General features: G+C 45.3%; 20 protein-coding genes. 6 read left to right on the top strand and 14 right to left on the bottom strand.

The features are described from left to right. Positions 1–4: 4 nt before the first annotated feature. The 5 genes from MLD56_RS01530 to MLD56_RS01510 form a co-directional block, all read right to left on the bottom strand. Positions 5–892: an ABC transporter ATP-binding protein gene (locus MLD56_RS01530; RefSeq protein WP_039274259.1), complete on the bottom strand. Its 888-nt coding sequence runs from the start codon at positions 890–892 to the stop codon at positions 5–7. Further along, positions 873–2,291: a PapB family radical SAM/SPASM ranthipeptide maturase gene (gene papB / locus MLD56_RS01525; protein ID WP_029516843.1), complete on the bottom strand. Its 1,419-nt coding sequence runs from the start codon at positions 2,289–2,291 to the stop codon at positions 873–875. Before papB ends, MLD56_RS01530 begins: the two co-directional genes overlap by 20 nt. 625 nt (positions 2,292–2,916) lie before the next feature. Further along, positions 2,917–3,777: a carbohydrate ABC transporter permease gene (locus MLD56_RS01520; protein ID WP_241869229.1), complete on the bottom strand. Its 861-nt coding sequence runs from the start codon at positions 3,775–3,777 to the stop codon at positions 2,917–2,919. A 12-nt stretch (positions 3,778–3,789) separates the two neighbouring features. Then, a complete protein-coding gene (locus tag MLD56_RS01515) occupies positions 3,790–4,674 on the bottom strand; it encodes a carbohydrate ABC transporter permease (RefSeq protein WP_029516845.1) in 885 nt (294 codons plus the stop codon). 36 nt (positions 4,675–4,710) lie between these two features. Then, a complete protein-coding gene (locus MLD56_RS01510) occupies positions 4,711–5,964 on the bottom strand; it encodes a sugar ABC transporter substrate-binding protein (protein WP_029516846.1) in 1,254 nt (417 codons plus the stop codon). Positions 5,965–6,565: 601 nt separating this feature from the next. Here MLD56_RS01510 and MLD56_RS01505 point away from each other — a divergent pair. The 3 genes from MLD56_RS01505 (at position 6,566) to MLD56_RS01495 (ending at position 13,360) form a co-directional block, all read left to right on the top strand. Then, a complete protein-coding gene (locus tag MLD56_RS01505) occupies positions 6,566–8,728 on the top strand; it encodes a glycoside hydrolase family 3 N-terminal domain-containing protein (RefSeq protein WP_029516847.1) in 2,163 nt (720 codons plus the stop codon). A gap of 25 nt (positions 8,729–8,753) precedes the next feature. Then, positions 8,754–12,194 (top strand): GH36-type glycosyl hydrolase domain-containing protein, encoded by a 3,441-nt coding sequence (locus MLD56_RS01500; protein ID WP_029516848.1) that lies wholly within the window; start codon positions 8,754–8,756, stop codon positions 12,192–12,194. 161 nt (positions 12,195–12,355) lie between these two features. Further along, positions 12,356–13,360, top strand: coding sequence for a LacI family DNA-binding transcriptional regulator (locus MLD56_RS01495; protein ID WP_029516849.1), 1,005 nt, complete (start codon positions 12,356–12,358; stop codon positions 13,358–13,360). A gap of 93 nt (positions 13,361–13,453) precedes the next feature. Here MLD56_RS01495 and MLD56_RS01490 read toward each other — a convergent pair whose 3' ends face one another. From MLD56_RS01490 to MLD56_RS01465, 6 genes are all read right to left on the bottom strand, one after another. Continuing rightward, positions 13,454–14,131: a hypothetical protein gene (locus tag MLD56_RS01490; protein WP_029516850.1), complete on the bottom strand. Its 678-nt coding sequence runs from the start codon at positions 14,129–14,131 to the stop codon at positions 13,454–13,456. A gap of 93 nt (positions 14,132–14,224) precedes the next feature. After that, complete coding sequence (locus MLD56_RS01485; RefSeq protein ID WP_029516851.1) at positions 14,225–15,445, bottom strand: stalk domain-containing protein; 1,221 nt, start codon at positions 15,443–15,445, stop codon at positions 14,225–14,227. Positions 15,446–15,777: 332 nt separating this feature from the next. Beyond that, complete coding sequence (locus tag MLD56_RS01480) at positions 15,778–16,263, bottom strand: CcdC protein domain-containing protein (RefSeq protein ID WP_029516852.1); 486 nt, start codon at positions 16,261–16,263, stop codon at positions 15,778–15,780. A 40-nt stretch (positions 16,264–16,303) separates the two neighbouring features. Then, on the bottom strand, positions 16,304–17,071 hold the full coding sequence (locus MLD56_RS01475; protein WP_029516853.1) for an ABC transporter permease subunit: 768 nt from the start codon (positions 17,069–17,071) through the stop codon (positions 16,304–16,306). Next, on the bottom strand, positions 17,068–17,781 hold the full coding sequence (locus tag MLD56_RS01470; RefSeq protein ID WP_029516854.1) for an ABC transporter ATP-binding protein: 714 nt from the start codon (positions 17,779–17,781) through the stop codon (positions 17,068–17,070). The genes MLD56_RS01475 and MLD56_RS01470 overlap by 4 nt, the downstream gene beginning before the upstream one ends. Next, positions 17,778–18,191: a GntR family transcriptional regulator gene (locus tag MLD56_RS01465; RefSeq protein WP_029516855.1), complete on the bottom strand. Its 414-nt coding sequence runs from the start codon at positions 18,189–18,191 to the stop codon at positions 17,778–17,780. Before MLD56_RS01465 ends, MLD56_RS01470 begins: the two co-directional genes overlap by 4 nt. A 217-nt stretch (positions 18,192–18,408) precedes the next feature. Here MLD56_RS01465 and MLD56_RS01460 point away from each other — a divergent pair, with 217 nt between their 5' ends. Both MLD56_RS01460 and MLD56_RS01455 read left to right on the top strand, forming a co-directional pair. Beyond that, a complete protein-coding gene (locus MLD56_RS01460; RefSeq protein ID WP_029516856.1) occupies positions 18,409–18,978 on the top strand; it encodes a hypothetical protein in 570 nt (189 codons plus the stop codon). Between the two features lie 205 nt (positions 18,979–19,183). Next, complete coding sequence (locus tag MLD56_RS01455; RefSeq protein ID WP_029516857.1) at positions 19,184–19,729, top strand: GNAT family N-acetyltransferase; 546 nt, start codon at positions 19,184–19,186, stop codon at positions 19,727–19,729. 50 nt (positions 19,730–19,779) lie between these two features. Here MLD56_RS01455 and MLD56_RS01450 read toward each other — a convergent pair whose 3' ends face one another. Next, complete coding sequence (locus MLD56_RS01450; protein ID WP_029516858.1) at positions 19,780–20,112, bottom strand: hypothetical protein; 333 nt, start codon at positions 20,110–20,112, stop codon at positions 19,780–19,782. A 186-nt stretch (positions 20,113–20,298) separates the two neighbouring features. Between MLD56_RS01450 and MLD56_RS01445 the strand changes: the two genes are divergently transcribed. Beyond that, entirely contained in the window at positions 20,299–21,120 is an 822-nt protein-coding gene (locus MLD56_RS01445) for an alpha/beta fold hydrolase (protein ID WP_029516859.1), read from the top strand. Positions 21,121–21,225: 105 nt separating this feature from the next. Here MLD56_RS01445 and MLD56_RS01440 read toward each other — a convergent pair whose 3' ends face one another. Continuing rightward, a complete protein-coding gene (locus tag MLD56_RS01440) occupies positions 21,226–21,441 on the bottom strand; it encodes a cold-shock protein (RefSeq protein ID WP_013308357.1) in 216 nt (71 codons plus the stop codon). 131 nt (positions 21,442–21,572) lie between these two features. After that, positions 21,573–21,773, bottom strand: a complete 201-nt coding sequence (locus MLD56_RS01435) for a cold-shock protein (RefSeq protein WP_007428290.1) — start codon at positions 21,771–21,773, stop codon at positions 21,573–21,575. Between the last annotated feature and the right edge of the window lie 205 nt (positions 21,774–21,978).

The following is a 21,978-nucleotide window of genomic DNA, read 5'->3' as shown; positions in this document are numbered from 1 at the left end:
TCTGCTAACTCTCCTCTGGATCGGAAATGTACAGATACGCATCCTCAAGATTAGCCGTTTCAGGTGTGACTTCCGTACAACAATCTGGAGGATGGTTACACAATAATCGAGCCTGAATTCTTCCTTCCTTCCGTACAATGGAGGTGATTCGAGCTTGTTGGCTTAATTGTTCTAATTGATGTTTACCAACATCAACCAACCATACTTTACCCTCGACAGTTCGAATCATATCGTCTATTGCCCCTTGATACAGATTACGGCCTTCTTTTAAAACGAGTAGTTTGTCACATGTGCTTGAAACGTCAGGAACAATATGAGTAGATAACAATATAATCCGACCTTCTCCATAATTCTGAAGCAAGTTTCGAAAAGCAATTCGCTCTTTGGGGTCCAGTCCAACCGTAGGCTCATCAACAATTAACAACTTAGGCTGTCCTAACATAGCTTGGGCAATTCCTAAGCGCTGCTTCATTCCCCCAGACAGCTGTTTTATTTTTTTATGAACTTGATCGATAAGCCCCACCTCAATTAATCGCTGTGATGTCTCCTCTTGAATATGACGTTTACCTTGAATACCTTTTAAAGCCGCAAAATAGTTCATAGATTCCAAAATCGTTACATTTGGAAAAAAATCAAAATGCTGCGGCAAGTAACCCAGTAAAGAACGAATAGCATCCGGTTCTTTTTTCAAAGAATATCCGAATATTTCAACTTCCCCTCGGTCGAATCTAAGTAAAGTGGCAAGAATTTTCATTAAAGTGGTCTTACCCGCCCCATTGTCTCCGAGCAGTCCGAATATACCATTATCAATGTGGAAATGAAGCTCGTTAAGTACTTGGTGAGAACCATATGACTTACTTAAAGCTTGAATATCAATTGTCAAATGAGACATCCTCCAATAATTGCTCTCGCTGCCGCTTAGCAGAGAACAGGTTTTTCTTGTCTTCTTTAGTTAATCGCAAATACAATTTCATACAATCCATTATTGCACTACGAGTAAAGTTACAGTATCTATCCACTGGCTCATTAATCGAACCACTAAGCACCATATTTTCTTGAGGACAACCTCCACCACATAGATTCTTAGCCCAACATTCTCCACATACAGTTCTCTTCTCTAAACGCATCTCACTAAGCAAGCTACTCTTCTTTCTCACATCCATCCCTTCCCTTACATTTCCTAAAGAGTAATCCTTTTCATTAACAAATCGTTGACAAGGATAAAGATTACCATGCACATCAACGGCAAGCATATGCGAGACCGCCCCACAAAAATAATTTCGCTTAGAAGAAGAATGAATCATCTTCAAGTATTTTAGAATGTTCGATATCTGACGTGCTTCCCCATACTTTTTAGCCTGAAGCAAAGATTCAAAATGAACAACCAATTTGGTGAATTCCTGTGCATACTTCTCAAAGTCTTCCTCACTAAGCATCTCGACTGCAGGATACATCGCAACATGGCGGATACCAATCTCCATTAAATGTGTAAGTGTATGTGTTATATCCAATTGTACTGGTGAAATCGTAGCTCTTGCTGTTATGACACCTTTTTTTCTTAAACTTTCCGTTCTATTTAAAATGATTTCATAGGTACCTTTTCTGTTCTGATAATATCGATTGAAATCGTGCGTCATTTGATCACCATCTAGACTTATCTGAATAGAAACATGATGATCTAATAAGAAGTTTTCAATTTCTTTGGAAATCAAGGTGCCGTTCGTTGTCATACTATATGTAACACGTTTATTTGATTTTTCTTGTTTTAGCTTAGTGTAGGCTACAACTTCTTTAATAACTTCAATGTTCAGAAGTGGCTCCCCTCCAAAAAAACAAATATTCAGTTCTTCTTCGCCAGAATGATTAAACAGATAATCAACTGCTTTTAAAGCGGTCTCTGTGTCCATGCGTCCTCGATCATTATATTCTCCGTCTCCTCCATAACAATAAGAGCATCTTAGATTACACTCTTGAACCAGCATAAGGATTATAGATGATAGACTTACTTGCTCATCATTGCAACTTTTACATTCCTTTTGAATAGACAAATCTTTATTATATATAACCGATGCTTCCTTCAGACTAGCTAATAACCTATCTACCTCTTCTCTACTAGAACGATGCTTAAGTAATTCATATATTTCTTCAATTTCCTTACCTTCACTATTACATATGTCTACTACGACATCATCAATCTGAAAAAGCCCATTTGTTTCTATATTGTATAAGTATAACTTTTCATTTTGTTCTATGATTTTGACGGGATTTTTTTCAAATGGAGCACTAATCACTATTAATCATCCTCTCAAAGTTACAAAATAGGAGGAAGTCCAAGAAGATTAGTTCCCAGACCTCCTAATTGACTATCTGTGTTTGAAAGCCCTATCGTTGCAAGTTTTACTTTAATTAATCGCTATCATTATTAGTACACCAATGACCACTTTCTTTGCTACAAAACCAATCGGTAGCATCACAACCTACACAACGATCACGTGTATCACAAAAAACACACGTCATAGGAGAAACACTGCCTTCAGCTGCTTGGTTAACAGGATCGAACAATTTGATTCACCTCATTTTTTATATTTTTTTATTTCTTTTCCAATATAATCATTTTTTTCGTTACACTCCATACTTTTTTTGAGGTAATTGTGTAAAATTTGTTAACCTACTATTTTGAAATATTTTCAATTAAATATAATAAAAGCATAGTTTTCTTTGCCGAAAAAAGCCGGTCGTTGTTAATGTAATGCATACCCTAATGATTCTGGAGGCCGCAACTTTTTAGAATGAATGTGAGCGGGCCGGGATTTTCTAATTTTTCTATAAAACAAAAACACAAAAAACGGAGGGCTTCTTTGGATTAAACTTTGAAGTCCTCCGTTTTTTTTGTTTATCAATTTACGTATTAAACTATTACTTAATCCCCGAAATCGTATAGTTCTCAATAATATACTTTTGGAAAACAATGAAGATAATCATGATCGGAACGACCATGAAGGTCGAACCTGCCATTTGCAGGGCAAATTGGCTTTCGTTCTGTCCCTTGAGCAGTGACAGTCCGACGGACAAGGTGTACAGCTTCTCATCGTTCGCAATAATGAGTGGCCACAAGAAGCTGTTCCATCCACCGATGAAGGTCAGGATGGCCTGTACTGCGATAATTGGCGTCGAAATGGGCAGCACAATTTGTAAAAAAGTGCGGAATTCCCCTGCTCCATCCAGACGTGTCGCCTCCAGCAGTTCTTCCGGGATATCGGACATGAACTGCCGGAACAGGAAGATCGCGAACGCGCCTACCAATCCAGGCAGGACAATCCCCAGCATGGAATTGGTCAATCCCATCTGGTTCAGAATCAAATAGACGGGAATCATCGTCACTTGACCTGGAATCATCATCGTTGCTAGTACCAGATAGAACAGAAACCCTTTGCCTTTAAATTGGAATTTGGCAAAGCCATAACCCGCCATGGCATTCAGGAATAATCCGAAGAAAGAAGCTAAAACAATGATCAGCGTATTCGTCAGATAGGTTCCAAAAGCCATGCTATCGAATAGTAATTTAAAATTATCCAGTGTAAAATGCTGCGGCCAGATGGTCGGGGGAATTTGGGTTACCTCGCCCTCAGTCTTAAAGGAGGATAAAATCATCCACGCAAAAGGCAGCACCATCAACAGACCTCCCACGGTCAGGAGAGTCGCCACGAACCATTGAAATGTTTTTTCACCACTGCGCGTATTGGCGCGGGCTTGCTGAACAGCTGTTCTCACGTTCATCACCTCTCTCTATCAGGACTCCGCTTTATTTTGCAAACGGAACTGAATCAGCGTTACCGCGATGATCGCGAAGAACAGAATGAACGATCCCGCCGCGGCATACCCGAATTTACTAAATTGGAAGCCGTTATTGTAAATGAACAGGGATGCCGTCAGCGTGCCGTCGAGCGGTTTCCCTTTGGTCATGACAAACGGTTCCTCGAAAAATTGCAGCCAGCCGATCATCGTCGTAATGGACACGAAGAAAATAGCGTAACGAAGCTGCGGTAGCGTAATATAACGAATTTGCTGCCATGTATTGGCCCCGTCAAGCTGAGCCGCTTCATAATAAGAACCCGGAATCCCTTTAATAGCCGCAATAAAAATAATCATGTTTAAACCGATGCCCCGCCAAACTGCTAACACAATCAACGAAACTTTCGCTACTGTTGGATCAGTCAGCCATGGGACGGGACCTAAATTCATCAGACCAAGTACATAGTTGAATAATCCCAGCGTCGGATTATACAGATAGCTCCAAACGACCGCGACCGCAACCACATTCGTTACGGATGGTAGATAGAACACGACGCGGAATATTTTGAAAGCACGTGATTTACCCATGTTAATCAGAATCGCGATGCTAAGCGAAAATATCAGCACCAACGGAACACCGATGATGACGAAGAACAGGGTATTACCAAGGGACTTTATAAAGGAAGGGTCCAATAGTACGTTTGTATAATTTTCGAGACCTATAAAGCGAATACTATCATAATTAACGAGTCCGGACAGATCCATATCCGTGAAGCTGATCACGAGCGCCAGTAGTATCGGCAACAGCGAAAACAGCGTTAACAGGATGATGGAGGGACCGATAAACAAGTATGGCGCAAGCTTCTGCGAGCTTCCTTTCATGCCTTCACTCCCTTTGACAATGGCGGATATGGATCATTATTTTTTCATAATACTTGCAGCCTGCTGATTAAAGTCATCCATTTCCTTTTGTACATCGGCATGACCGCGGTAAATACGCTCGAAGCTCTTGATAAATTGTTGAGAAACCTCTTCCCATGCAGCCAGTTGCGGCAATGCTGCGGAATGATCTAGCTGTTTGCGAATCGTCCGAAGCATCGGATCACTCTTCAGTTTGGCATCTTCCCACGATTTAGTAGTCGCAGGCAAGTTACTGGACAGATCCATCCATTTCAGCTGCGTTTCTGGTTTGCTCATGTAAGCCAGGAATTTGGCTGACTCCTCTGGATGCTTGCTGAATTTCATAATTGAAAGGTTGGCACCACCCAAAACGGACAGGTTGTTTACTTTTCCAGGAAGCTCCGCTATATTCCACTTACCTTCCAGTTCTGGTGCCTTGCTCTTGATTTCTTTAATCATGAAAGGGCCGCTGATAAACATTGGAACGATCCCCTCGCCTTGCAAACCTTGAACGGAGTCAATTCCAATATCCACTGCGTTAGAGCCATTTTGGAAAAAGGTATTTACATACTTCACAGCATCTACAAACGGTGGTTGGTTGAACAGCGGATTGCCCTGCTCGTCAACCAGTTTGGAACCGTTCTGGAGAGCAAACATAAAGCCCATAGACTGCTCCTTTGCACTAAAGGAGATACCATATTTGCCTTTGCCCCGAGCCGCCAGCTTTTGGGCAGCATCGGAAAGCTCTTCCCACGTTTTAGGTGCTTCATTATATCCGACTTGTTTCAGCAGGTCAGAACGGTAGAACAAAACTCTCGTTTCAGTGTACCAAGGCACACCGACCGGTTTTCCTTCAAATTTTGTCGTACCTACAGCACCCTCGAAGAAATTCTTCGATTCCAGCTCAGGATACTTGCTGATATAAGGGGTAATATCCGTCAATGCACCCGCAGACGCAAGTTCTGGAACCCATGATGTACCTAACTGAACCACGTCCGGACCGGATTTTGAAGCAACTGCTGTCAGCAGCTTATCGTGAGCGTTATCCCAAGGCAACGCCTGTACCTCAACATGAATATCCGGATTTTCCTTTTCAAAACCTTTCACAATTTCAGGCAGCAGCTTTCCTTCCGCTCCCATACCCCATAAGGTGATGGTCGTCTTGCCACTCGCATCTTTGCCAGACGAATCATCCTTGGACGAGCAGCCCACCAGCGCGCCCCCCAGTAATAAGGTACTTGCCAAAATGATCCCTAACGTTCTTTTCATCATACGAATTCCTCCCGAGATGACCGGTTTACCGATCATGCAATATGATAACGGATTCAAATACGAGGACTTTGCAAAAATTCAATAAGCAACTTCCAATGAACATTATATAGAACGAAATGGTTTAATTCGTCCATATATTGCACTTTGAAACGACAAGAATCGAATTTTGTAAAATCCTGATGCATGTAAATACCTAGCGATTAAAGCATACCGCTATAACACTTATGTTCAAAGCACAAGGACCATACCCCTCAATAGAAACGTTTCGATAGTCATTATAGAACAAATTGAAACCGTATTCAATAGGAATATTATTTTTTATTTGCTCAGAATACCAACTTTTTTTCATATATATCATCTTTATTACGTTATTTAACCTATGAAAAGACCCTGAATTGGATTTGACTCTGTATTTGAAAGCGTATATAATCCAACTGAGTTCAATAATAGAAACGTTTCGATTAATAATACGACAGAACATTATGCTTCTATACTAGCTATTAGCCTTTTTAGCACTTTTTTGAATCATCTTTATCCAAAAAATCTCATGAATCTGAAAAAGAGAGCTGTCCACCAACAATACAGCTTATGGAGGATTATGATGGAACAACACCTGAATTCCTATTTAGAAAGCATGACGCTTGAAGAAAAAGTTGATCAACTGCTACAGCTTGTAGGTGCCTTCTTTGAAGAAGCGGGAACAGATAGTCAAATTACCGGCCCTATGGCTTCTCTTGGCATCACAGAGAAAAATGTCCATAACGTCGGTTCCGTGCTTGGCATCGCAGGGGCCAAGGAAGCAATTCGTGTTCAGCAGGCTCATTTGAGTAAAAACCGTCTGGGTATTCCGCTTTTAATTATGGCAGATATTGTACATGGCTTCAAAACGATTTTCCCTATACCGCTGGCTATTGGTTGCTCATGGGATATGCAGCTGGCAGAAGAGAGCGCTACCATTGCTGCCCGCGAGGCGGCTGTATCCGGTGTTCACGTCACATTCGCCCCTATGGTCGATCTGGTGCGTGACCCGCGCTGGGGCCGTGTGATGGAATCTACTGGGGAAGACCCTCATCTCAACAGTCAATTTGCCCGTGCGTTTGTGCGCGGATTTCAGGGTAAAGATCTGACGAACGATACCGACCGGGTGGCCGCATGCGTGAAGCATTTTGCCGCATATGGAGCTGGTGAAGGCGGACGGGATTACAACACTGTAGATGTATCCGCATGGCAGCTGCGAGAGTATTATCTTCCCTCCTATAAAGCTGCCTTAGATGAAGGCTGCGAAATGGTGATGACGTCCTTCAATACCGTAGAAGGCGTAGCCGCAACGGGCAATAAGCGCCTGATGCGTGATTTGCTTCGTGATGAATGGGGCTTTGATGGTGTACTCATCTCGGATTGGGCCGCCATCAAGGAGCTTATCCCTCACGGCATCGCCGAGGATGAGCGCGAGGCAGCGAAGAAAGCACTGCTGGCTGGCGTAGATATTGAAATGATGACCTCTTGCTATAACGGGTATCTGCCTGAGCTGGTTCGCAGCGGACAGCTGGATGAAGCACTCATTGATGAAGCAGTAATGCGTATATTGAAGCTCAAGCAAAAGCTGGGCTTGTTCGAAAATCCGCTACGCGGCGCAGACCCTGAGCGTGAACGTGAAGTTGTGTTCTGTGAAGCTCACCGTACGGTTGCCAAAGAATTAGCTATTAAATCTTGCGTGTTGCTCAAAAATGATTCCGTTCTTCCATTGAATCGCAATCAACATATTGCGTTGATCGGGCCTTTTGTAGAGAGTGGTGATATCTTGGGCTCTTGGTCGTGGAGCGGTTCGCAAGAGGAAGCTATTCGCGTTATTGACGGGTTCCAATCGAAAATATCCTCCTCGCTGCTCACGGTTGCGACAGGTTGCTCTATCGACGATATAACTGAGGAGCAATATGCAGAAGCTCTGCAAGTTGCCAGCAAAGCAGAGGTTATCGTGTTGGCGCTTGGAGAGCGCTCGGATATGAGTGGTGAAGCAGGCAGCCGTTCCAATATTCGCCTGCCACAAGCCCAGTTGGAACTGGTGAAGCGCCTGAAGACGCTGAACAAGCCTATGGTAGCCGTATTATTTAATGGTCGTCCGTTGGATCTGCACGGTGTTATTGAAGAAGCAGACGCTGTACTGGAAGCCTGGTTCCCTGGTGGCGAAGGCGGCGCGGCGATTGCCGACTTGTTGTACGGTGATGCCGAACCTACGGGTCGCCTGACCATGTCATTCCCGCAATCGGTCGGACAGGTGCCCGTGTACTACAATCATTTTAATACAGGACGCCCGCAGTTAGATCCGAATACAAAAGAACGTTATGTGTCTCAATATCTAGACGTACCGAACGAACCTTTATTCCCGTTTGGCTATGGACTGAGTTATACCGATGTCGCTTATGATAGCGTACAGCTTTCCGGCGATACCCTTATACCTGGTCAGGAACTGACCGTGAAAGTGCAGGTAACGAACACAGGAACACGTCCAGTCGAAGAAACCGTCCAGTTCTATGTTCGTGATATCAGCGGTGATACGGTTCGCCCAATGAAAGAACTGAAAGATTTCTGCAAAGTCCTTCTTGCCCCAGGCGAAAGCCGGGAAGTGGAATTTGCATTGACCGAGCCTCAGCTGCGCTATCATCATGCAGATTTGAGCTTCAGCAGTGACAGCGGTGAATTTGCCGTCTTTACAGGACCTAACAGCCGAGATACCAGCGAAAGCCGTTTTCGGTTAGTGAAATAAACAAGAAAGTGAGGCGTTCCCTTTGATGAATACAAGTCTGGATCAAAATATTTTGCTGCGGGCCGGCGACCTGTCTTTTACCTTCTTGAGCAGCGGTGATGTGTATAAGATCGCCCATGGCTCAACGATGATCAACCAGCTGTTGACCAATTCAGTCGATGGTTCCCTGAACAATCTGTACTTGAGATTGTACCGTCCATCCGGTGTAAGTATCACTCCCCTGCTTGGAGTTCGCTCACCGGGAGTAATTCGACAAACAGATCAGCAGATTATTTGGGAAGGTTTCACCGCTGGTGTAGGCTATCAGGTGACCTTCACGCTAAGCCGCCTGGGAGTATGGTTCTGGGATGTAACCCTACAGGGCGATGACGTGGAAGCAGATGTCGTGTACGGTCAGGATATCGGCATTGCCGATACCGCTGCTGTACGCAGTAATGAAGCTTATTTGTCTCAATATATTGACCACACCATCTACTATGATGAACAAAGAGGCTATACCGTTTGCTCACGTCAAAACCAGCCTCAAAGTCAGGCATTCCCATACATTCAACAAGGCTCGTTAACCCGCACTGTTGGGTACTCAACAGACGGATTTCAGTTCTTTGGACTATCGTACAAGGAAACGAATGAGCCGGAAGCACTCCGTCGCGACTCGCTCGCCAATGAAGTATACCAATACGAATTCGCCTATACCGCATTGCAGTCCGAGCGAGTGGAACTTGCCGGGGAAGCTCGCTTTACTTTTTACGGTCTGTTCCAGCCCAATCATCCAGCCGCAGTGACAAAGCTGGAGTATCAGGAACTGGTGACAAAGGCACGCGACGAAGTAACTTCCGTTCTAGCAGACGCCTCTGAGACCAGCATACCGACACACGCGGCAAGTGATCTTCAGGCAGGGCGTGTGGCTCCAGCTCAAACCATCGGTGAGCCGCTGCGTACGCTGGACTTCACCGATGCCGAAGTGAATCAACTTTTCCCCAAACGGCAGGAAGAAGAACGGGATGGCAATAAACTCCTTTCCTTTTTCACGGACAGCTATGAGCATGTTGTACTCAAATCCAAAGAGCTTCGTGTAGAGCGTCCCCACGGGCACATTTTAATGGGCGGGCATTACTCAGGAGGTAAGGAAGAAACCATTACAACCACCTCCTATATGTACGGGGTGTTCAATTCCCAGCTCGTAATCGGCAATACGAATTTCAACAAAATGATTACCAACGCGCGTAATGCGCTCAATATTCCCAAGACATCCGGTCAGCGCATTTATGTCGGAATCCAAGGGAAATACCGCCTGCTCACGATGCCTTCCCTGTTCGAGATTGGCTTTAATTATGTGCGCTGGTACTACAAAACGGCTGACGATACATTCATTATTACAAACTATACGAATGCCGATAGCCCAGAAGTACGGCTTCACATGCGTGCGGCAAGTGGCAAAACCTATCCGTTCCTCATCACTCAGCAAATGTCTATGCATGTGAACGAATATGAGCTTCCGTTTCATATGGAACGTGAAGGCGACGCCCTACTCTTCCGGGCAGACTCTGCTTCCCTGAGTGCCGAAGCCTATCCCGACCTGCTGTACCGAATGCACATAGAAGGCGCTCCATTACAGCATGTGAGCGATGCTCACGCACTGCTACAGGGTAATGCTTCCCCTGATGCATCTCTGGTTGTGCTAGAGCTGGGTGACAGCAGCGAATGGACCTGCACCGTGCAGGGTTGGCTGAATGGACTTTCAGCCGGGCAAGAATCAGCACACAAAGAGCGTCACGCTTCCTTTGAAGATGAGCGCGAGCACTATCGGGCATATTTTGCTGAGCTTATGAACGGTTTCCATCTATCGCTGGGTCAACATGAAACAAGCGAGCTGTTCCGTGTGAACGCAGTGGCTTGGTGGTACACCCATAATATGCTCGTTCACTATTCTGTACCTCACGGTCTGGAGCAATACGGCGGTGCAGCCTGGGGAACACGCGATGTGTGTCAGGGGCCTGTGGAATATTTCTCAGCTGTGCAAAAGTTCGATGAGGTTCGTTCCATTCTGCTGACTGTCTTCAGCCATCAGTACGAGGACAGCGGAAACTGGCCGCAATGGTTTATGTTTGACAACTATACTCACGTGCAGCAAGAAGAAAGCCATGGGGATATTATCGTCTGGCCGCTCAAGGTACTGGGCGATTATTTGACCGCTACCCGTGATTACAGTATTCTGGAAGAAAATGTACCTTACACCCATCGACATACTTTCGATTATACCAAGCAGACCGCGACTCTCATGGAACATGCCCTGAAGGAAATCGAATACATTCGAGATAATTTCCTGCATGATACGTATTTGTCGGCCTATGGCGACGGCGATTGGGACGATACCCTCCAGCCAGCCAATGCACAGCTGAAGCAATACATGGCGAGCAGCTGGACGGTTGCACTCACCTACCAAGTTATTAGTAACTTTGCTGCAGCTTTGGAGCAGGCCCCCGCGGGTGTAGTAAGCGAAGCCGACAAGATTGCACAAGATCTACATCAGATGGCCAATGGCATCCGTAAAGACTTCAACCGCTACATGCTGGAGAGCGGAATTATTCCGGGCTTCGTGTATATGGAAGAGCCCGGTCAACCTAAGCTGATGCTCCATCCGTCTGACACTGAGACGGGAATCCATTACCGCTTGCTGCCGATGACGCGCAGCATGATCAGCCAGCTGCTCACGCCTGAGCAAGCATTGGCTCATGAGCAACTCATCCGTGAGCAGTTCCTCTGCCCGGATGGTGTGCGTCTGATGAACCGTCCTGCACAGTATGATGGCGGTGTGAGCTCGCACTTCAAGCGCGCAGAGCAAGCGGCCAACTTTGGACGTGAAGTCGGGCTGCAATATGTGCATGCCCATATCCGCTTTGCGGAAGCGATGGCCAAGTTGGGACGCAAGGATGACGCTTGGCATAGCTTGAAGCTCATCAATCCGGTCGGCATCCGTGCGTCCGTACCGAATGCCGAATGGCGCCAAAGCAACGCCTATTTCAGTAGCTCGGACGGTAAATTTAATTCCCGCTATGAAGCACAGGAACGGTTTGGTGAACTGCGTGAAGGAGCCGTACCCGTCAAAGGCGGTTGGAGAATCTATTCCAGCGGTCCGGGAATCTATATGAATCAGCTGATATCGAATGTCCTTGGTGTTCGTCAGTCAGGCGAAGACCTGATCCTGGACCCTGTGCTGCCGGATCATCTCGACGGATTGGAATTTAAGTTTTCCTTTGCAGGGAAACCGATCACCTTCGTCTACCGTATGTTGCAAGAGCATACTGGCGGTGAGCAGGGCCGTGTAGTATTGAATGGAACACCACTGGAAAGCGAGCCAGCCGGCGATAATCGCTACCGCTCCGGTGCCTTACGCATCAAACGCGAGGTTTTCGAGCAGACGTTAGCAGAGCATGATGGTGTACATCGTCTGGAGATTATTTTATAAAGAGTTTTTGATGCTAATCTGGTATAGGCAACAAAGGGATGGCGATCTTGCGGGATCGCCCTTTGCTGCTTAGGTGTAGGACTACGACATTTGGAATAGATATGTGGTTAATAATGAATATACAATAGCAATGATAAGACGGACGACAAGGAGGTGACGATGTGGTCAGCATTAAAGATATCGCCAAACAGGCGGGCGTTTCCATATCTACCGTTTCATATGCCTTGAATGGTAGCGATAAGGTAACAGAAGAAACTTGCGCACGTATTTTAGCCATTGCCAAAGAGCTTAACTATGTGCCCAATGCCGCCGCACGTAATCTCAAGAAAAGGCAGACCAAAATTATTGGCGTTTTCCTAACTGATTTTCGTGGAGACGTTTATGGAGATTTACTGTACGGCATCAAGGAAATTTTGAACCGCAAGGGCTATGATCTCATCGTATGTAGCGGTAAGCAGTCTCACCGAATGCTGCCGGAACGCATGATTGACGGCGCCATTGTGCTGGATCAGACGTTTGAAAGTCAGGAGCTACTGAACTACGCCGAGCGAGGACATAAAGTTGTCGTGTTGGACCGTGAACTGAATCATCCTAACATTAACCAGGTGCTGCTGGATAACAAAGCAGGCGCCGCTCTCGCCATAGAACATCTATTGGAATTGGGACACCGTAAGCTTTATGTGGTTACCGGACCAGAAGGTTCTTACGATTCATGGCAACGGATGCAGGCGGTCAAGCAGACCATTGAGCGTAGCGGCGTCGCTGAAATGATTGAAATTTACGGCGATTTTGAGAAATCGGGCGGCGAACAGGCGGCGGAAATCATTTTGCAGCAACAAGTTGGCCCGGGTTTAGAACCTGTAGCCGTATTTTGTCTCAATGATGAAATGGCAGTGGGCTTTTACAATCGAATGGCTCAGTCAGAGCTGACGATTGGCAAGGATATTCATATCGTCGGCTTTGATAATATCGAGCTGGCGCAATATATTCAGCCCCGTCTGACAACGATTGACTACTCCAAACGTAAATGGGGCGCTGTAGCTGCCGAACAAGTTCTCAAAATCATCGCCGGGGAAGACGTGGAGCATGAACGTTTATACGTTACGCTTGTCCAAAGAGAATCAGCAGGCGCAGTATTCATCACCCAAGATCAACAGAATCTGTGATGAGCAACGCAGAAGTAACCTGCTCGCCGACCTCCAAAAAAAGAACTTCCACAGTCCCAGTACACGGGTTGGAAGTTCTTTTGGTTATACTTTTTAACCTAACAAGTCCTCAATTGAATTCGACAACGACCGTAAGGGATTACCAACCGTTTGCCCCGTCTCCAGCTCCACTTGTAACGCAGCATCAACCATAGACAACTGTGCTACAGCCAGCCCTCTGCTTGGATCAGCCTCCCTTAGCTCATACAGCGAACGAACCAGCAGTTCCTTATACTCGTCTTCACGTCCCTGCATAATCAATTCAAAAGCGTCCTCCACCACCTTGACCTCTATCCAAGAAGAGATATCCGGTTTGCCTAACAGAGCAGCCGTATGATAAAGACGCTTCATCGTTCCCTCTACAGTAGCCGGATTCGTGAATACCAAGGTCCGTGGCAGCAAATCATCGCATATCTCATGAAAAAAGGGCTCATCCAGCGCAATTACTGGTGTAGACAGGGGCAATTGAGCCTTTTCTGCCAAAACAATATAATTCGTGCACGTTATCAAAATAACGTCTATGTCGCTTTGAGCAATCCATCTCAGTTGCTCTTCTACCTTGCGACTGGCATCGTCCGCAGAAAAATGCGGGTCTGACGAGATCCGGCGCATAAGCCCAGGGTCCACAAAATGTATCAGCTCCACCTCATAAGAAGCCAAAGCTCGTTCCACATAGGCTATGTTCGAGTGATGTGCATGCAGGCAGCCCACACGTTGCTTCAAGCCTTCCATCGTCCAACCTCCTGTTATAAGTTTGCATCATTTTAACAGGAAGAGGACGATTAGGAAAGCATGCCAATCAGGCCTTACTCCAAACGCACTTTTTTAAAACTTGCCGTTTGTATTTTTCCACTCTGTTTTAGCTGGAACCTCCTGAACTACGTCCCAATGTTCCGCTACCTTGCCGTTCTCTACCCGGAACAGATCATAGACAGCGGCTGAAGTTCCCTTAGGCGATGTCAACTCACTCACAACCAGCACGAAGTTGCCTTCTCCGATGACCATGTGAACCTGATCATATCCAAAAGAAGCTCCTTGGCTTCCCGCTGCGGAAAATGCTTGCTTCAATTTGGATACACCGTCACCAAAAAGAGGGTTATGCTGAATGTACTGATCACCATTATAATAACTTTCCAATGCAGCACGATTTTTGCCAACTAGGACATCATCCACAAACTTGCGGATTAGCGCTTTGTTGGTCTCCGTTTGGTTGAAATCCGCGATTTGTGTTGCTCCATCAATCATGGTGTGTCCGCTTGGATTGGCTGGAGCCGAGTCTTGCACGTTGTCCCAATGCTCAACAATTTTACCATTGCTATCGAAGCGGAAAATATCAAAAGCAATGCTTGTTTTCCCTGCGATGGACTTTTTATAATGTACTGCTACAACATTGCCATCCTGAATAACCCGCTGGATTTCAACAAGCACATTGGCTCCCTTTGATTGGCTAATCCCTTGCAAAAAGGCATCTCTCCCGCTAGCAAAGCTCGGATTATGCTGAATGTACTGATCCTTGCTGATCCAAGCTTCAGCTGCTTTCGTATCGCCCGTTTCAAAGCTCTTCAGAATCTCTACAACCTTATCCTTATTGTTCACCCCGATTTGCAAGGTCTGACTGGCCGGGTCCCAAATCACTTGCTTGCCCCAGGCTTCTTTGACGACATCAACCGGTACATAGGTTACCCCTTGCTTGGTCAAGATGGTCGAGGTGGACAGTGGCACTTTAATCCCGTTGATTTGCGCTTCCGGACTGCCAGACACCAGTACAACCGTCGCCTGATCATATCGGATGGTCGTGCTTTGTCGCGCCGTATTGAATGTAATATGCTTGGCATCCAACGGAATTCCCAAACTGGAGGCCAATTGTCTCAGGGGAATTAAGACCTGCTTATTTCTCACGATAGGTGCAATTTTGTAAGCCTCCTTCTTGCCATCTACCCAAACCTGAATACCCGTATCAGGTTTTACCTCGGCCGCTAAAGCCGGTACAGCAGAAGACAGAACAAGCAAACCAGCGAGTGCAGCAGTAACCGTATGTTTTTTCATGAATGTAAGCCCCTCTCAACCTGTAAAATAGAATATGAATACAATTCCTTTTTATGTAACTAATAAAGTTACACCTAATCACGAAAAAGCAATTTTTCCCCGCATACCTAACTTTAAACCCCATTTAAATCTTTTGAAACCTCAATACCCCCCCTTTCAAAATTTATATTTGTACTGCTACAATGCAAGCCACAAGCCTTAGAATAAAGGATATGGGGAGCAATAACAATGTGTGATAACTTGCTAATGCCGAAACTCAAAAAAGCGGCTCCTATCGGCAAGCGAATGAACGCTTTTTGAATAGTAAGCCGCTGTTAACCCCACTGCTATTGTTATACGGATAACGTTCTCCGAAACTTGATAAAGCTGCCGATTCGCCAGATCGAGATATACACCAACGCCATCGTAATTGCCAGCATGCTAATTTCGGACGTACCCAAACTACTAAGGTACTGGGTCAAAACAACGCGAATCAGGATAATAGCGATAATAATATATTTAAAATATTGGTTCGGCTTGGGATAAATCAGACCGTCAGACCGTCTTTCATACGCTGTATGCAGCAAAATAACATAGCCAAACAGAGCCCCTAATAGCCCGGCAGCCAGCAGTTCCCAAAAGGCGGGGGGCGCGTACGTTTGACCGGGAATATGCATTAATTGGTACACAGACATCATCATAAGCGGGAATGCGATAAACAAGGGGAGGAGAATCCGGGTTCCGTTTCCCTTTATCGGCCCCCTTCGTCTCTTGGTTCTTAACCAGATCATCAGGCCCACCAGAACAGCTACCAATGCATATATGAATATCGTCGTCATGGTGTAACTCCTTCCTCATAGATCATATGGATACGCTAGTCTAAATCGACAGCTTTTTGTCCAACAAATAAGCGTTCAAGCGGATTAATATATACGCAGCAATCCAACTGATCAACACCGCAACCGGGAAATGCCAGGTAAAAGAAAACCACTGTCCTGTCTGAGCATGATCAAACTGCTCATAAAGCCCATGATCGCCCGACCAATAAAAGACACTCCCGCCACCCATCAAAAGAATCCACAGTATCGGGCTAAGCGGCCGCAAGGTACTGTATTTGGTACTGGCAGTCAGAAGGCCCAGCGCAATAACAAAAGGTGTGAAAGCGATAATCATCACAAACCAGTTCAATCCAGCTACAATAAAGCACGCTGCATCCGCGAGCGTATAAGGCTGTATCGTTGATGAGATGAACAATGCGTACAGAGAACCCACCACAAACAGGAACAATATCACGACAATGGTTTGTAGAATTGCCGCAATCCATTTGGCGCTAATCAGCCACATGCGCGGATAGGGAAGGGTCAGCCACCATCCGTAGGTGTCATTTTCCCATTCTCGTCTCAAACTTCCCACACCCATGAAAATGATCATGTACGGCAAGCCCAGGGTCACATACCACAGCCTTGTCAATTCGAGTTGGTTGTGAAGCGCGAAGTACAAGGAAATAGCGAACGCCGCAATGAGAAATAGTGAGAAATACACAAGTCTCCACGATCTCGGTAGTCGATTGCGGCTCTGTTTTCTCCAGCTTCCTTTATTTCGAAATTCATGGCGTATTAAATCTTTGAACAGCCCTGATGAATTCACGCCTTCCACTCCTTTTTGTACAAATTGCGGAACACCTGATTCAGCGAGCCATGCTCTGCACGCAGATCATCCGAATCACCAGACCATAGGATCCGTCCGCGGCCCATCATGACCGTGTAGTCAAACAAGCCTTCCACTTCCTGAATATCATGCGTGCTAATGAGTATAGATTGCTGCCGACCCTCCAAATAATCAATAATCCCGGCCACAATCGCCTCTCTGGAGAGGACATCAATACCTGCGAACGGTTCATCCAGAATCATGAGTGGAACCTCACGTGCCAAACATAAAATCAGTAGCACACGCGCCTCCTGTCCGCGACTCAACCCGGCCATTTTCAACTCCAACTCCACGCCCATATGATCAGCAAGTTTATAGGCATCTTTTATATTGAAGCCAGGCAAAAAGGACTTCCCCCATTCCAGCGTCTGCTGAACTGTATGATTAGGGTACCAGCGTGCCCGGTCAGGAAGATAGGATATATCCCGGTTGGTTTCCCAACCAGGCTGTCGGCCCAACACCTGAAGCTCGCCCCCATCTGGCTGAATCAATCCAGTGATCGCTCGAAAGAAGCTGGACTTCCCACAGCCATTGGGTCCAAGCACGCCTACTATGCGTCCTGCCGGAATGACAACATCCAATTGATCCAACGCTTTTTTACTGCCATATTGCTTCACCAGATGATTCGCAACCACAACAGACTCCGTCATGCCTTATCGCCTCCTTCCTTCTCATTTCCGTCCTGTTTGCTTCGTATATACTGCTGAACATCTCCCCAGGATAGTCCCAGGCTGCTCATCTGTCCGAGAAACTGATCTATATACGTCATAGCCAGTTGTTCCCGAAAGCTGGCAATCCGCTCACTGGATGACGTAACATAAGTGCCTAGACCACGCCGTTTCTCAGTCAATCCGTCCCGCTCCAGCTCCTGATACGCTCGCATCACGGTATTCGGATTCATGCGTAATTCCTGCGCCAGATCACGAACAGACGGCATTTTGCTTCCCATTTCGATCTCCCCTTTAGCAATGGAGCTTCGTACTTGATTTAATATTTGTTCATATAATGGCTGGCTAAAATCAATTAAAAATCGGAACGAGCCAACCCGTTGCTCTTCCATGGGTGTTTCCCCCTAATCGGCTGCATCTATCGTGCCTGTAGTGTATTATATCACTTAATACACATAATACAAGTACTCTATTAGCCAAAATGTCAGTTAGTCACGTTCTCCAAATTCATTCAGTAAATGCTCAGCTTACACTCAGATAGCATTCAAGTTGATCCCTTATGATGTACCACGTACCAAACACCCCATTACTGAAAGGTGGAAAATGAAGATGAAGAGCACCAAAAAAGCAATTTTAGCTGGAACGATGGCGTTAGCATTTTTAGGAGGCGGAGCACTGTACTCCACAAGCGCAGCTCATGCTGCTTCCACTACACCTGAGAAGGCTCCCCTTGCAGACAAAGCACAGGCACCTAAGGGTAACCCAGGCGATGCTAACGGCCCTAAAATCGCAGGAGGAAACTATGCTGAGAACAAAGCTCTCCTGAAATTATTAAAATTATCCTCCAGTCAATTGGATACACAGCTGAAAGCAGGTAAATCCCTTGCTACAATCGCCAAAGCACAAGGCGTAAGTGTAAATTCTGTTATTGATGTGATGGTTTCGGATATGAAAGCGAAACTGGCTACGGAAAAACAAAACGGTAAAATTACAGCAACCGAATATAACCAACGCGTTTCTAATCTAAAACAAATGATGACAGATATGGTGAATGGCGTGAAACCATCCAAGCCACCAGTAGATGGCGGTAAAGCGGATGCAGGTAAAACTCCTGCTCAAGGAGATGCCAAGGCTCCTGCTAAAACCAATGCAGCTAAAGCCTCTACTAAGCAGAAATAGCTACAGCTCCCGTTTGGGCACATCCACTCATGTATAATAAATCTCCGTCCGGCTTCCCTGTACGGATAGAGACGACAATAAGCCTGTCCCCTGCTGCGATACAACAGAAGAAGACAGGCTTATTTATCATGTAAATAAGATAATATGGTAGACTAACATGATCCAGAATTCATTTTTCACTCTAATCCATAAAAAGGAGAACGTAATGAAAATAAGTCAACAGGAATTTGATGTGCAAGGAATGCGCTATACGGTCAGATCTGCCATGATTCAAGATGCGAAGAATTTGTCTGAAATCCGCTTGCTGATTGATGGAGAAACTGAAAATTTAGATAGAGAGAAGGGAGAAGCATTTATAAGTACATCCGGTTTTGAACAGCTCATCGAAACGGATACAGAGAATAACAGAAACCTATTTTTAGTTGCAGTAGTTCATGATAAAATCGTCGGATTTTCAAGATGTGAGGGCCATGTTCTGAGCAGATTCTCTCATAAAGTTGAATTCGGCGTATGTGTACTAAAGGATTTTTGGAGTTACGGGATCGGGACGAATCTTTTAAAAAAATCTATTTCCTGGGCTGAATCCAATGGCATCAAGAAAATGACTCTACAAGTTTTGGAAACGAATGATAAAGCCATTGAGCTTTATAAAAAACATGGTTTTGAAATCGAAGGGTTATTAAAAAACGATAAGGTTCTTTCAGATGGCAAATACTACAACACCATTATCATGGGGAGATTTCATAAATAAAAAAAGACCCTGTTCAACAGGATCTTTCATCTTCGTATCAATCACTTACCCTAGTAGCGATAATCATCATAAGGATTGCGATTACGATACTGATCACGCGGCTGCTGAGCTGCGGTAATCATCAAAAATATGCCTGAGAGCAAATGCATCAACCAGCCCACAATCGGAATCCATCCAATAACCGAGGTCACGATCCCTAAAATAGATCCATAATAAGACTCTCTATTCGTCACCGATAGTACCAACGTAACAATGTGGAAAATCAGCATAAAGAACAATATAGTATACGCGGAATTTACGACGAGTAGCCCGCCCAAAACGGGAATAGCTAAAAATAGCTCCAATCCGCCTGTAATCCATTTTAATGTTTTTGATGGTGTCATTGTTCCACTCTCCCGATGCTGTTTCATTCCATAATTATATCCTATCCCTATACAGGATGACATACATTTTTTAACATACTATATGCTTATATCGTGACAGTCCCATCCCTTTCTCGAATGAGCTAAGCCCTGGCTACATATATGTGAGAGAGACGAAATTCCGTGATTTCTAAAGGGGTGAACACGATGGGATATTATATTGAGGTGGAACGCGGCGTGAAGCTGTATGTCGAGGATATTGGAGAAGGCATCCCTGTTCTGATGGTGCACGGCTGGCCGCTGGATCACCGAATGTACGAATACCAGGCCGCCTTGCTGCCTGCTTACGGGTATCGCTGTATTCAGATCGACCTTAGGGGGTTCGGCAAGTCTGATCGACCATGGCATGGATACAATTATGATCGATTGGCAGACGATCTGCTGGCTGTGATGCAGGCACTTCAGTTAAATCAGGTACGGCTGATCGGGTTTTCCATGGGGGGAGCTGTGGTTACACGCTACATGAGCAGACACCGGGGATTTGGTGTCAATCAGTTGATCCTGATCGGAGCAGCTACGCCTCGATTCACCCCAACCAGCGACTTTCCTTATGGTACTCCTGTCACAGAGGTAGATAAACTCATCAAACAAGCCTATACAGATCGTCCACAACTGGTAACTTCTTTTGGCGAAATGTTGTTTGCTAATCCCGTCAGCCAGAGCTTACGCGACTGGTTACGTGACCAGGGCTTTGCGGCAACAGTTCATAGCATGGCTTGTACTTTGTACTCACTACGTGACTCTGATTTGCGCCCTGATTTGCCATGTATACACGTGCCCACCTGGATTCTACACGGCAAGCTGGATCGGGTCTGTCCTTTCCCCCTGGCTGTCCAAACTCAAAAAGGAATTGCCGGATCAAGACTTATTCCTTTCGAACGAAGCGGCCACGGTGTGTTTTACGAAGCGCTACCCGAATTTAACTCTATCTTACTGAGCATACTAGCCCCATCCTCCGCACATAATTGAAAACCTGTTCATCCTTATGTATAATTTATATTTATAAAAAACAAAAAAGACGCCTCAGCGCCGTTAATGGCTATGGGGCATCTTTCACTACAAACATTTATCCGCTTAGGATTGTTTGGTATGGTTGAAGCTCGTATTATTTAAAACAGCCAGCTTTTTCTCGCCCTTCACCATGGCAGAACCGCAAATGGGGCATGTCGGCTCGACAGAAAAAGCGAAGTTATCTCGCATCCAGCCGTTACATGTATCGCTGGCGCAATTCCAGACAGTTGTAATTTCCTCAGGAATCTCATCCATTGGCTTTTTCCGTGAATTGTACATAAACATCCCTCTTTCTTCATGATTTATAAAGCGATAAGATGTAATCAGTTCAAAAACGGTCTTATGAACAGATAAAAACAAATGCCCCAAACGCTATGTTCGGGGCATCTGAAGTAGGCTGTAATTTAAAATTACAGTTTTACAACGTTCTCAGCTTGTGGTCCACGGTTTCCTTCAACTACGTTGAATTCTACGCGTTGGCCTTCGTCCAAAGATTTGAAACCTTCGCCTTGGATTGCGGAGAAATGTACGAATACGTCGCTTCCACCTTCAACCTCGATGAAACCGAAACCTTTTTCTGCGTTAAACCATTTAACTGTACCTGTTTGCATGGAATTACCTCCAAAATGTATTTATATGACCTTTATTTTTTACAAATAAAAATTCACATATTGCACAAGGTTATTTCAACCTAAAACAATAGCCCTCTACAATATGCGAATCTCAGGTCACAATCTCAATATACTCATATTACCATAAGTGTATTGAAAACGCAAGCACTGGTGAATTTAATTTATGCAGAGTGCTTATGTTCTC

The sequence above is a fragment of the Paenibacillus peoriae genome (genome assembly GCF_022531965.1).
Taxonomy (GTDB): domain Bacteria; phylum Bacillota; class Bacilli; order Paenibacillales; family Paenibacillaceae; genus Paenibacillus; species Paenibacillus polymyxa_D.
The sequence above is the reverse complement of the archived record's forward strand: the minus strand, read 5'-3'. Positions and strand labels throughout refer to the sequence as shown.

What these genes read in the sequence shown, in the direction of transcription:
- MLD56_RS01460 (WP_029516856.1), top strand. Translation starts at nt 18,409, where the DNA reads ATGAAGAGCACCAAAAAAGCAATTTTAGCTGGAACGATGGCGTTAGCA.
- MLD56_RS01510 (WP_029516846.1), bottom strand. Translation starts at nt 5,964, where the DNA reads ATGATGAAAAGAACGTTAGGGATCATTTTGGCAAGTACCTTATTACTG.
- MLD56_RS01485 (WP_029516851.1), bottom strand. Translation starts at nt 15,445, where the DNA reads ATGAAAAAACATACGGTTACTGCTGCACTCGCTGGTTTGCTTGTTCTG.
- MLD56_RS01440 (WP_013308357.1), bottom strand. Translation starts at nt 21,441, where the DNA reads ATGTACAATTCACGGAAAAAGCCAATGGATGAGATTCCTGAGGAAATT.
- MLD56_RS01470 (WP_029516854.1), bottom strand. Translation starts at nt 17,781, where the DNA reads ATGACGGAGTCTGTTGTGGTTGCGAATCATCTGGTGAAGCAATATGGC.
- MLD56_RS01465 (WP_029516855.1), bottom strand. Translation starts at nt 18,191, where the DNA reads ATGGAAGAGCAACGGGTTGGCTCGTTCCGATTTTTAATTGATTTTAGC.
- MLD56_RS01530 (WP_039274259.1), bottom strand. Translation starts at nt 892, where the DNA reads ATGTCTCATTTGACAATTGATATTCAAGCTTTAAGTAAGTCATATGGT.
- MLD56_RS01500 (WP_029516848.1), top strand. Translation starts at nt 8,754, where the DNA reads ATGAATACAAGTCTGGATCAAAATATTTTGCTGCGGGCCGGCGACCTG.
- MLD56_RS01450 (WP_029516858.1), bottom strand. Translation starts at nt 20,112, where the DNA reads ATGACACCATCAAAAACATTAAAATGGATTACAGGCGGATTGGAGCTA.
- MLD56_RS01515 (WP_029516845.1), bottom strand. Translation starts at nt 4,674, where the DNA reads ATGAAAGGAAGCTCGCAGAAGCTTGCGCCATACTTGTTTATCGGTCCC.
- MLD56_RS01445 (WP_029516859.1), top strand. Translation starts at nt 20,299, where the DNA reads ATGGGATATTATATTGAGGTGGAACGCGGCGTGAAGCTGTATGTCGAG.
- MLD56_RS01480 (WP_029516852.1), bottom strand. Translation starts at nt 16,263, where the DNA reads ATGACGACGATATTCATATATGCATTGGTAGCTGTTCTGGTGGGCCTG.
- MLD56_RS01520 (WP_241869229.1), bottom strand. Translation starts at nt 3,777, where the DNA reads ATGAACGTGAGAACAGCTGTTCAGCAAGCCCGCGCCAATACGCGCAGT.
- MLD56_RS01435 (WP_007428290.1), bottom strand. Translation starts at nt 21,773, where the DNA reads ATGCAAACAGGTACAGTTAAATGGTTTAACGCAGAAAAAGGTTTCGGT.
- MLD56_RS01505 (WP_029516847.1), top strand. Translation starts at nt 6,566, where the DNA reads ATGGAACAACACCTGAATTCCTATTTAGAAAGCATGACGCTTGAAGAA.
- MLD56_RS01490 (WP_029516850.1), bottom strand. Translation starts at nt 14,131, where the DNA reads ATGGAAGGCTTGAAGCAACGTGTGGGCTGCCTGCATGCACATCACTCG.
- MLD56_RS01455 (WP_029516857.1), top strand. Translation starts at nt 19,184, where the DNA reads ATGAAAATAAGTCAACAGGAATTTGATGTGCAAGGAATGCGCTATACG.